The organism is Streptomyces solincola (assembly GCF_002982015.1).
Lineage (GTDB): Bacteria > Actinomycetota > Actinomycetes > Streptomycetales > Streptomycetaceae > Streptomyces > Streptomyces solincola.
Map to the genome: position 1 here is coordinate 1 of NZ_PVLV01000258.1, position 10,616 is coordinate 10,616.

Here is a 10,616-nt window from a genome sequence, read left to right on the forward strand (position 1 = left end):
CCAGGTCCTCCTCGCCGCTGCGGTCGAACGGCAGCGTACGGAAGGACCGCAGGTACTCGGAGTACAGCGCGTCGTAGATGGGCGTGGCCGACCGCGTCACCGAACCGCCCGCCGACAGGTGCCCGGTCATGTGCCCGACGGCCGTCTGGGCGGCGGGAGAGTGGCCCTGTCCCGGGTTCCCGGCGCCGTGGTCGTGCGCCGGGCGCATGGACGGAATCGGGTGGTAGGGCTGGCGGGAGGCTTCGTATGCGTGCACGTAGGTGCCAACGACCCCGCCGCCCGGGGGATGCGGCCCAGCCCCCTCCGGCGCGGGAAAGCCCTGCCGCCGCCGGGCGGCGCGCCGGCCCGGGGCGGCGTCGCCCGGACCGGCCGGAGCGCCCCCGGGGCCGGCGGCGGCCTCCGGCATCAGGTGCCGGCCAGCGGCATCGACCCCGCCACCAGCCTGCCGTCCGCGGCCGCCTTCTCCAGCGCGTCCCGCAGCAGGTCCTCGCGCGGCTGCTGGCCGATCGAGCCGACCGGCGCGGCGAACACCAGCACCGTGTGCGACTTGTTCGCGGCGGCCCGCCAGCCGTCCGTCACCTGGAGCGGCTGGTGCGCCTGCCACCAGGCGACCGGGCTGCCGCCGCCGGTGCCCGGCTGAAGGATGGCGTGGAGCTGGCCCATGGCCAGCAGCACCGACCAGCCGGCCACCGGGGCGGGCTTGCGGTTGACGTCGGCGACCGGCAGGAAGCCCTGCTCGATCAGCAGCGGCAGGAACTCGTCCATCACGCCGTCCGAACCGGGACGGGCGATCGGCGCGGTCGGCTCCACCACCAGCGCGGGGTGCAGCTCGCCCTCGATCAGCACCAGACCGCTGGTGACCCCCAGCACCGCCTGGTCGCCGGCCGCCGGGGCGGCGGGGGCGGCGGCCGGCGGCTCGGTCGCGGTGATGGACCGGACGGCGCCCTGCAACTGCTCCTCGGCCACCCTCACCACCTGGGACGGGATGCAGGTCGCGTGGGCGAAGGCCAGCACGGCCGTCTCCTCGCCCACGAACAGCACGGTGCTGGTGCGCTCCTGCTCGGAGTCGCCCGGGGTGCGGCAGGAGGTGCAGTCGTAGCTGCCCGGGGCGTTCTCGCCGGCGAGCAGCCGGTCGGCTTCCTCGTCGCCGATCTCGGCGCGTACGTCCTCGCTGACGTCGAGCATGCGGGGCACGGGTGGCTCCTCGGACTCATCACGTGCGATGCCGGGCGGATCCCGGCTCGTCTCATGAAGGGTTCAACGGGCGACGCGCGGCCGGGTCACGCGTACGGAGCAAACCCGTGCCGTACCGGCGCGTCGGCCGGGCGGGCCGGGCCGGTGTGTGCCGACCGGGTGGGCCGCGCGCCGGCCCTCCGCGCGGCGGCCCCCGCGCCCGGCGGGCCCTGCCTAGCGTGGCCCGATGCCGAACACCCGCCTCCGGCCGGCCCTCGCCCCGGCCGTGCTGCTCCTGCTGGCCGCGCCCCTCTGCACCGCCGTCGCGGCCGCGCCGGGCGCCCACCCGCCGCCGCCCGCCCCCGGGCCGGGCTCGGCGCCCGCTCCGGCCGACTGCCGGACCGACCAGTGGCCGTGGGGCTGCGTCGCCGACTGCGAGAGCGGCGGCCGCTGGCACATCGACACCGGCAACGGCTACTACGGCGGGTTGCAGTTCGCCCAGACCACCTGGGAGGCGTACGGCGGACTGAAGTACGCCGCCCGGGCCGACCTCGCCACCAAGCAGGAGCAGATCACCGTCGGCCAGGAGGTGCTGCGCTGGCAGGGCTGGTCGGCCTGGCCGAGCTGCGCCAAGCAGTACGGCCTGTCCGGCCGGGCGCACACCGTCCAGGGCGGCGACACCCTCTCCGCGGTGGCCCGCCGCTTCAGGGTCCCCGGCGGCTGGAAGGCCCTCTACCAGGCCAACACCACGACGATCGGGGCCGACCCGAACCGGATCAGGCCCGGGGTGCTGCTGTCGCTGCCGCTGTGACCCGCCCGGTCGTCCGAAAAGCCCGCGGCACGGCGAAAGGTAAGGTCGCGGATGGCCGGGAAGACCGACCCGGCCTCCATCGAACCGGGGGACGCGGCGACGCGATGCGCATCTCTTTCCTGCTGCACAACGCCTATGGCATCGGCGGCACCATCCGCACCACCTTCAACCTCGCCGAGGCACTGGCCGAGCGGCACGACGTCGAGATCGTCTCGGTGTTCCGCCACCGCGAGCAGCCCACCCTCGGCGCGCCCGCCGGGGTGGTGCTGCGGCACCTGGTCGACCTGCGGAGGAAGTCGCCGGACTACGACGGCGACCACCCCGACTACCGGCGCCCGGCCCGGGTCTTCCCGCGCGGGGACGGGCGGTGGAAGCAGTACAGCCGGCTCACCGACGCCCGGATCGGGGCGCACCTGCGGGCGCTGGACGCCGACGTGGTCGTCGGCACCCGGCCCGGCCTCAACGTGCACATCGCCCGGCAGGCCCCCGCGGGCCCGGTGCGGGTCGGCCAGGAGCACCTGACCCTGGACAGCCACGGCTACCGGCTGCGCCGGGAGATCGGCCACCGGTACGCGCTGCTGGACGCCGTCACCACCGTCACCGAGGCGGACGCCCGCTCCTACCGCAGCGGGCTGGGGCTGCCCGCGGCGGTGCGGATCGAGGCGGTGCCCAACAGCGTGCCGGAGCCGGCGGCCGGGCCGGCCGACCCGGCGGCCAAGTACGTGGTGGCGGCCGGGCGGCTGACCCGGGTCAAGCGCTACGACCTGCTGGTGGAGGCGTTCGCCAAGGTGGTGGCCGCCCGGCCGGACTGGCGCCTGCGGATCTACGGCTCCGGCGACGCCACCGGCAACGAGAAGGACGCCCTGCGGGCGCTGGTGGAGGAGCGCGGGCTGACCGGCCACGTCGCCCTGATGGGCACCGCCAACCCGCTGGACGCCGAGCTGGCCAAGGGCTCCATCGCGGTGTCGACCTCGCGCCTGGAGGCTTTCGGGATGACCCTGGTGGAGGCCATGCGGTGCGGGCTGCCGGTGGTCTCCACCGACTGCCCGCACGGGCCCCGGGAGATCATCGAGGACGGCGTGGACGGGCGCCTGGTGCCGGTCGGGGACGCCGACGCGGTGGCCGAGGCGCTGCTGGGCTACATCGAGGACGACGAGCTGCGCCGCCGGGCCGGCGCGGCCGCGCTGGCCGCCTCGCGCCGCTTCGACCCGGTCGCGATCGCCGCCCGCCACGAGGCGCTCTTCACCGAGCTGCGGGAGCGCGACGGCGAGCGCCGGCACGGCAGGCTGCGGGACGGCGCGCACCGGATGCGGGGCTCCGTTCTCGACGCCGGATACGCGGTCCGCTACAAGGCGGCCGACATGCTCCGGGGCCGCCGGAGCTGACCGTCCGAAATGGACGGGGTAAGGGAGGGGTAAGGGCGCGCACCGGTGGCCGGAAAAGCCTGCGGAAGGCGCTCCTCCATTCGGGTAACGGGGACTTCCGAACAGGCCGGGAAGGTGCTCGGGATTTCCTCCGAAAGGGCATCCGGGGTTTTGTGGGGACGTCCGGAATAGGGCCGCCGGAGCCGTTCGCGGTGACGGACCGCGTACGACACGGCTGTCGAGATCCTGTGACACAAGCGTGACCGGTGGGGGACGCGGGTCTGATGGGGGCGCGGACCGCGGCCCGCTTCCGTCACCGGCCGCAGCGGCCTACGGTGAGGCCATGGCATCGATTCCGACCCCTTCCGCACAGCCCGCCGACGAGCCGGACGCGTACGTGGGACTCGACGAGACCGAGGCCGGGCGACTGGCCGAGAGCCGAGGCTGGACGACCCGGCGCTCCGTGCCGCCCGGCTCGGTGATCACGCTGGAGTACGTGGCCGGCCGGATCAACTTCGAGGTCGCCGACGGCACGGTCACCCGCTGCTGGGTGGGCTGACCCCGGTCCGCGCGTACGAGGAAGGGCCCCGGCTCTCCCTTCGGGGTCCGGGGCCCTTCTGCTCGCGTGGACGGGCGCTCAGCCGCCGGTGACCGGGCGGGAGCGCGGCGGACGGCGGCTGCCGGCCGGGGTGACCGGGCTGCGCTCCGAGCGCGGCGGGCCGTGCGGCCGGGAGTGGTGCGCCAGCGTGGTGCGGGTGGCGGTGCGGGCGCCGCCGGAGGCCCCGACCGGCTCGCGGGCCGCGTCCTCGCCCGGCCCCTCCGCGGCCAGGCCGCCGAGCCGCTGCCGGTGGGCCGCCGGCCAGGCGCCGCCGGCCGCGACGGGCACCGAGGGCGCCCTGCGGCGGCGCGCCCGCAGCTTCTCCCGGGCGGCGAAGACCACCGCCTCGGCGCGCGCGATCAGCGGCTCGCACCACGGCAGGGACAGCAGGATCAGCAGCCCCGCCGCCCAGCCCAGCAGCACGTCGCTGAGCCAGTGCGTGCCGAGGTAGACGGTGGTCAGGCCGACGCCCAGGGCCACCACCGCGGAGAGCGCCGAGAGCACCCGGCGGGCCCGCGGGGTGGTGGCCAGGTAGGCGAGGATGCCCCAGGTCACCACGGCGTTGGCGGTGTGGCCGGAAGGGAATATATCGCCGCCGGCGAACATCTCGGTCGAGCCGATCTGGGTGGCGTAGTGGGGGCCGAGCCGGCCGAGGCCGAGCTTGACCGCGCCCACCGTGACGTTCAGCAGCAGCAGCGCCGCTCCCAGCACCAGCAGCGGCCGCAGGGTGTGCTGGCGCCAGGAGCGCCAGCCCAGCCAGGCCGCGACCATCACCGCCGTCGGTCCGCGCTGCCCCAGCACCACGAAGTAGTCGAGGGTCGCGTGCACCTCGGGCCACTGCTGGTAGGGGCGGAAGAGCATGACCTTCCAGTCGATGATCACCAGCCAGGACGAGGCCAGCACGGCCACGACGATGGCGAGGTAGAACGCCGACGTCCCGCCGAAGAGGGCGAGACGGGTGCGGCTCATCCGCGGGATCTCTATCTTCGGCGGTTCCGGCTCCCGGTCCAGCCGGGCGAAGATGTCGGTACGCACCCGATCGACGTTACAGGGAGTGAGTGACAGCCCACGCCCATCCGCTCTCTTCGTGATGACGATGTGATGTGGGATCCGTCTCGGTCTGCGGATTGTTCCCTGGTTATCCATAACGGTTCGCGACCTCGGGACCGTGATTTCCGGGGGCTCTTCCGGAAGTATGTTTGGACATCCTGCGGAATTCACGCCTCGGCGGCCGGGACCACCGCGGAGGACCGGCTCGCGCCCCGCCGACCGGACCGGACGGCCCGAGCGGCGGCTGCGCCCGCGGGCCCGCGCGCAGCCGGTACCCGGCGGCCGGGGCGGTATGCCGCGGCCGCGCGCACCCGTGGCGCACACCACAGCCGTGCGTCTGCCCCGTGAGAGCTGGACCACGCGTCCCACCGGCCCCTTCGCGTACGCTGGCGAACCACTCGCCCCGATGCCGGGCCGTCCCGGACACGTCCCCCTCCGTCCGGCCGCCCGCCGGGTGCGGGGGACGTCCATCAGTGGGAGGTACGCACATGTCCGTGACGACCATGGCCGGAGCGCGCTCCCGCGCCGCCGCCGGCGGCGGTGCCAACCGCTGGGTCGTCCTGATCGTCCTCTGTGTGAGCCTGCTGCTGGTCGCCCTCGACGCGACCGTCCTGCACGTCGCCGTCCCCGCGGTGACCGAGGACCTGCGGCCGAGCTCCACCGCGCTGCTGTGGATCGTGGACGCCTACCCCCTGGTCTGCGCCTCGCTGCTGATCCTCTTCGGCACCCTCGGCGACCGGATCGGGCGGCGCCGGGTGCTGCTGGCCGGCTACGGGCTGTTCGCCGCCGCCTCCGCGCTCGCGGTGGCCGCCGACTCGCCCGGGGTGCTGATCGCCGCCCGGGCCCTGCTCGGCGTCGGCGGCGCCATGATCATGCCGGCCACGCTCTCCATCCTGCGCGCCGTCTTCCCCGACCGGCGCGAACGGGCCACCGCCATCGGCATCTGGACCGCGGTCGCCGCCGTAGGCGCGGCCACCGGGCCGGTGCTCGGCGGCTTCCTGGTCGAGCACTACTGGTGGGGCTCGGTCTTCCTGATCAACCTGCCGCTGATGGCGGTGATACTGCCGCTCGGCCGCAAGCTGCTGCCCGAGTCCCGCGGCGGCTGCGAGGGCCCCTGGGACGTGCTCGGCGCGCTGACGGCCGCCGCCGGCGTGCTCGGCGTGGTCGTCGGCGTCAAGAGGGCGGGCGCCGGGCACGCCCTGCACCCGGTCACCATCGGCGCGCTGCTGGCCGGAGCCGCGCTGCTGGTGCTCTTCGTCCGCCGGCAGCGGCGCCGCACCCATCCGCTGATCGACATGCGGATGTTCGCCAGGCCCGCCTTCACCACCTCCGTCGGCTGCATCGTGCTCGCCATGCTGGCCCTGGTCGGCCTGGAGCTGATCGCGGTGCAGTACCTCCAGCTCGTCCTCGGGCTCAGCCCGCTTCAGACCGGTCTGCGGCTGCTGCCGCTGACCTTCGCCGCCATGGCCGCCGGCGCCACCGGCTCGTACACCCTGGCCCGGATCGGGCCGCGCCGGATGGTCGGCTGGGGCTTCGTGCTCACCGCCGCCGCCGTGCTGCTGCTGGTCCTGATGGGCTACGACGACCGGCCGGCACTGCTCACCACCGGCTTCGTGCTCCTCGGCTTCGGCCTCCAGACCACCCTGTTCGGCGCCTACGAGTCGATGCTCAGCGAGGCCCCGGCCGAGAGCGCCGGCGGCGCGGCCGCCATCGGCGAGACCTCCTACCAACTGGGCGCAGGCATGGGCATCGCGCTCCTCGGCAGCGTGATGAACGCCGCCTACGCGCCCGGACTGCACCGGGTCGCCGGGGTGCCCGGACCGGCCGCCGACTCCGCCGCCAACTCCCTCGGCGAGGCGTACCGCACCGCCGACCGGCTCGGCGGTGCGGCCGGCGACGCGCTGCGCACCGCCGCCCGCCAGGCGTTCGTGCACGGCCTGCACCTCACCCTCGTCGTCAGCGCCGGGCTGCTGCTGCTCGGCGCGCTGATGGCGCTGCGGCTGCCGCGGAGGATGGAGCACCCCGCCGATCTCGACGCCCGGCTCGGCGGCGCCGACCGGCCGGAGCCCGCGCCGCCCGCCGAGCCGGACCGGCCCCGTGCCGCCGAGGCGGCCGCCGTGCCGCGGGCCCGGGTCGACGGCGGCCCGGCCGCCCGCCTGCCCGCCACCCGGCGGGCCCGCGCCGAACCGGCCGTCCGGCGCCACCCGGCCGGCTGACCGGGTGGATCTGGACGCGCGGCACCCCGGGCCGTAACGTCGACGACCGGCCGTGACTACCACTGCTAGTTTTCGACCGGCCCGCGCCCGTCCGCGCCGGCCCGCGCCTTCGAAAGGTCCCGCGATGTCCGCACCCGCGAAGCTCCCGCCCTTCGACCCCGGCGACCCGATCGGCATCGACGACCTCCTCGACCCCGAGGAGCTCGCCGTCCGCGACACCGTCCGCGCCTGGGCGGCCGACCGGGTGCTCCCGCACATCGCCCAGTGGTACGAGTCCGGCGAGCTGCCCGGCATCCGCGAGCTGGCCCGGGAGCTGGGCTCCCTCGGCGCGCTCGGCATGACCCTGGACGGCTACGGCTGCGCCGGGGCGAGCGCCGTCCAGTACGGACTGGCCTGCCTGGAACTGGAGGCCGCCGACTCCGGCATCCGCTCGCTGGTCTCCGTGCAGGGCTCGCTCGCCATGTACGCGATCCACACCTACGGCTCCGAGGAGCAGAAGCAGCGCTGGCTGCCGTCCATGGCGGCCGGCGAGACCATCGGCTGCTTCGGCCTGACCGAGCCCGACGTCGGCTCCGACCCGGCCGCCATGCGCACCCACGCCAAGAAGGACGGCACGGACTGGGTGCTGAGCGGCCGCAAGATGTGGATCACCAACGGCTCGGTCGCCGGGGTCGCCGTGGTCTGGGCGCGGACCGACGAGGGCGTGCGCGGCTTCGCCGTGCCCACCGACACCCCGGGCTTCTCCGCCCCGGAGATCAAGCACAAGTGGTCGCTGCGCGCCTCGGTCACCAGCGAGCTGGTGCTGGACGACGTACGGCTGCCGGCCGACGCGGTGCTGCCCGGCGTCACCGGGCTGAAGGGACCGCTGGGCTGCCTCAGCCACGCGCGGTACGGGATCGTGTGGGGCGCCATGGGCGCGGCGCGCTCCTCCTTCGAGGCCGCGCTGGAGTACGCCCGCACCCGCGAGCAGTTCGGCCGGCCCGTCGGCGGCTTCCAGCTCACCCAGGCCAAGCTCGCCGACATGGCGCTCGAACTGCACAAGGGCATCCTGCTCGCCCACCACCTGGGGCGGCGCCTGGACGCCGGACGGCTCCGCCCCGAGCAGGTCAGCTTCGGCAAGCTGAACAACGTCCGGGAGGCGATCGACATCTGCCGCACGGCCCGGACCATCCTGGGCGCCAACGGGATCTCGCTCGAATACCCCGTGATGCGGCACGCAGGCAATCTGGAGTCGGTGCTCACCTACGAGGGCACCGTGGAGATGCACCAGCTGGTGCTCGGCAAGGCGCTCACCGGTCTCGACGCGTTCCGGTGATCCCCGGGGGCCCGAAGGCCCGGGGCCCGCTCCGGTGAGCGGCCCTGCCGTCAGCTCTGGTTGTAGAAGCCGTCCTGGCGGCGGGCCCCGGGCTCGCCGCTGACGATCCGGGTGTCGGCCGGCGTCAGCAGGAAGACCCTGGTCGCCACCCGCTCGATCGAACCGCGCAGCCCGAAGGTCAGCCCGGCCGCGAAGTCCACCACCCGCTTGGCGTCCGAGGGCTCCATGGCGGTGAGGTTCACGATGACCGGGACGCCCTCGCGGAACAGCTCACCGATGCTGCGGGCGTCCCGGAAGCCGTCCGGGGTCACCGTGGCGATCCGGCGCCCCTCCACCTGCGCGGACTCGGAGGCCACCCGCACCCGGGGATCGGTCGCCCACGCGTCACTGCTGCGGTCACCCTCGGCGTACTCGTCGTCGTAGTAACGCTCGTCGCTGTCCTCGACGAGGCCCAGCCATGCACTCGCCTTGCGCACCGATCCCATGGACGCCTCCTTTCAACGCGGTCACTGGTGGTTCCGCTATCCCTATGGTCGTCCATCATGCGGATCGCGCGCCAAGTGGATAGTCGCCGCGCGAGGGATTCGTGACGGTACTGGTGCAGAGGATGTGGTGGTTCGTCAAGGTTCTGCCTGCACAAGGCCCCTGAAGAGCGGCCTCCGTAACTCACATATGACATTCGGTCCGGACGGGTGAGCGGAGGTGCGGACGGGTGAACGACGGGCCGGTACGATGCCCGCCTCACCGGCACGACACACGGGGGACCTGGGATGTTCGGCATCGTCAGACCATGCGCGCACCGCCTCACCGAGGGGCTGAAGACCGAGTGGATGGCCCATCTGTGCGGCCTCTGCCTCGCGCTGAGGACCGATCACGGACAGTTCGCCCGGATCGTCACCAACTATGACGGTCTGCTCATCTCCGTCCTGACGGAAGCTCAGACCCCCCGCGAGCCCGCCGCCCGCCGCACCGCCGGGCCCTGCCCGCTGCGCGCCATGCGCACCGCCCCGGTCGCCCGCGGCGAGGGCGCCCGGCTCGCCGCCGTCGTCTCGCTCGTCCTCGCCTCCGCCAAGGTCCGCGACCACCTCGCCGACGGCGACGGGATCATCGCCCGCCGCCCGATGGCCGCCGCCGCCCGCCGGGTCGCCCGGAACTGGGACGAGGCCGGCGCCCGCACCGGCCGCGCCCTCGGCTTCGACACCGCCCTCCTGGTCGACGCCGTCGACCGGCAGACCGGCATCGAGGCGCTCGCCGGCCCCGACACCCCGCTGCTCACCGTCACCGAGCCCACCGAGACCGCCACCGCCGCCGCCTTCGCGCACACCGCCGTCCTCGCCGGCCGCCCGGACAACGCCGCACCGCTGGCCGAGGCCGGCCGGCTCTTCGGCCGCCTCGCCCACCTGCTGGACGCCGTCGAGGACCGCGCGGCCGACGCCGAGGCCGGCGCCTGGAACCCGCTCACCGCCACCGGCACCGGTCTGGACGAGGCACGGAGGCTGGCCGACGACGCCCTGCACGGCATCCGGCTCGCCCTGCGCGACACCGACTTCGCCGACGACAGGCTGGTGCACGTGCTGCTGGCGCACGAGCTGCGGGTCTCCATCGACCGCGCCTTCGACTCGCCGGCCTGCTCCCACCAGCAGCCCGGCCCCTACGGAGCCCCCGGCCCGCAGACCCCCGGCCCGTACGGCGCCCCGGGGCCGCAGCACGGCAACCCGTACGGCCAGAGCCCGCACGGCCAGGACCCGTACGGCGGGCACGGTGGCCACGGCCACGGCCACGGCGGGGGCGGGGGCTTCGGCGGGCACGGGCACGGCGGCGGGCACGGGCAGCCGAAGAAGCCGCGCGGACTGCTCGCCGGCTGCGCCGCCTTCACCATGCTCTGCTGCACCTGCAAGCTGTGCTGCGCCAGCGAGTACGAGGGCCCCTGGTCCCGCAAGAAGCGCGAGGGCTGCTGCCACAGTTGCGACTGCGGGCCCAACTGCAACTGCGACGGCTGCGACTGCTGCTGCCCCTGCGACTGCTGACCCGCCCCGGCGGGTCGCCCCGGCCCGGACCGTAGGGTGGGCCGGTATGAGCATCGACCCCG

9 protein-coding genes are annotated in these 10,616 nt (G+C 74.8%); 6 read left to right on the forward strand and 3 right to left on the reverse strand.

Translation table 11 applies throughout. The annotated features are described in order from the left end of the window. Positions 1 to 405 precede the first annotated feature (405 nt). A complete protein-coding gene (locus C6N75_RS17245; protein ID WP_105869795.1) occupies positions 406 to 1,194 on the reverse strand; it encodes a hypothetical protein in 789 nt (262 codons plus the stop codon). A 226-nt stretch (positions 1,195 to 1,420) separates the two neighbouring features. Between C6N75_RS17245 and C6N75_RS17250 the strand changes: the two genes are divergently transcribed. The 3 genes from C6N75_RS17250 (at position 1,421) to C6N75_RS17260 (ending at position 3,907) form a co-directional block, all read left to right on the forward strand. Beyond that, on the forward strand, positions 1,421 to 1,984 hold the full coding sequence (locus tag C6N75_RS17250) for a LysM peptidoglycan-binding domain-containing protein (RefSeq protein WP_105869796.1): 564 nt from the start codon (positions 1,421 to 1,423) through the stop codon (positions 1,982 to 1,984). 104 nt (positions 1,985 to 2,088) lie between these two features. Beyond that, a complete protein-coding gene (locus tag C6N75_RS17255) occupies positions 2,089 to 3,369 on the forward strand; it encodes a glycosyltransferase (protein ID WP_105869797.1) in 1,281 nt (426 codons plus the stop codon). A gap of 322 nt (positions 3,370 to 3,691) precedes the next feature. After that, on the forward strand, positions 3,692 to 3,907 hold the full coding sequence (locus tag C6N75_RS17260; protein WP_105869798.1) for a proteinase inhibitor I78: 216 nt from the start codon (positions 3,692 to 3,694) through the stop codon (positions 3,905 to 3,907). Positions 3,908 to 3,985: 78 nt separating this feature from the next. On the opposite strand, the gene C6N75_RS17265 is transcribed toward C6N75_RS17260, so the two are convergent. Next, a complete protein-coding gene (locus tag C6N75_RS17265) occupies positions 3,986 to 4,981 on the reverse strand; it encodes a phosphatase PAP2 family protein (RefSeq protein WP_105869799.1) in 996 nt (331 codons plus the stop codon). A 503-nt stretch (positions 4,982 to 5,484) separates the two neighbouring features. Here C6N75_RS17265 and C6N75_RS17270 point away from each other — a divergent pair. Together C6N75_RS17270 and C6N75_RS17275 are read left to right on the forward strand one after the other, a co-directional pair. Next, a complete protein-coding gene (locus tag C6N75_RS17270; protein ID WP_105869800.1) occupies positions 5,485 to 7,212 on the forward strand; it encodes an MFS transporter in 1,728 nt (575 codons plus the stop codon). Positions 7,213 to 7,336: 124 nt separating this feature from the next. Continuing rightward, positions 7,337 to 8,527, forward strand: a complete 1,191-nt coding sequence (locus C6N75_RS17275) for an acyl-CoA dehydrogenase family protein (RefSeq protein ID WP_105869801.1) — start codon at positions 7,337 to 7,339, stop codon at positions 8,525 to 8,527. A 50-nt stretch (positions 8,528 to 8,577) separates the two neighbouring features. Here the strand turns inward: C6N75_RS17275 and C6N75_RS17280 are convergent, their stop codons facing one another. Next, positions 8,578 to 9,012, reverse strand: a complete 435-nt coding sequence (locus tag C6N75_RS17280) for a cell division protein SepF (RefSeq protein WP_105869802.1) — start codon at positions 9,010 to 9,012, stop codon at positions 8,578 to 8,580. Between the two features lie 285 nt (positions 9,013 to 9,297). On the opposite strand from C6N75_RS17280, the gene C6N75_RS17285 reads away from it, so the two are divergent. Next, complete coding sequence (locus C6N75_RS17285) at positions 9,298 to 10,554, forward strand: DUF5685 family protein (protein WP_105869803.1); 1,257 nt, start codon at positions 9,298 to 9,300, stop codon at positions 10,552 to 10,554. The last annotated feature ends 62 nt before the right edge of the window (positions 10,555 to 10,616 follow it).

Excerpts from the sequence above, each read along its gene's own strand:
- C6N75_RS17250 (WP_105869796.1), top strand. The coding sequence starts at position 1,421 with ATGCCGAACACCCGCCTCCGGCCGGCCCTCGCCCCGGCCGTGCTGCTC.
- C6N75_RS17255 (WP_105869797.1), top strand. The coding sequence starts at position 2,089 with ATGCGCATCTCTTTCCTGCTGCACAACGCCTATGGCATCGGCGGCACC.
- C6N75_RS17260 (WP_105869798.1), top strand. The coding sequence starts at position 3,692 with ATGGCATCGATTCCGACCCCTTCCGCACAGCCCGCCGACGAGCCGGAC.
- C6N75_RS17270 (WP_105869800.1), top strand. The coding sequence starts at position 5,485 with ATGTCCGTGACGACCATGGCCGGAGCGCGCTCCCGCGCCGCCGCCGGC.
- C6N75_RS17275 (WP_105869801.1), top strand. The coding sequence starts at position 7,337 with ATGTCCGCACCCGCGAAGCTCCCGCCCTTCGACCCCGGCGACCCGATC.
- C6N75_RS17280 (WP_105869802.1), bottom strand. The coding sequence starts at position 9,012 with ATGGGATCGGTGCGCAAGGCGAGTGCATGGCTGGGCCTCGTCGAGGAC.
- C6N75_RS17285 (WP_105869803.1), top strand. The coding sequence starts at position 9,298 with ATGTTCGGCATCGTCAGACCATGCGCGCACCGCCTCACCGAGGGGCTG.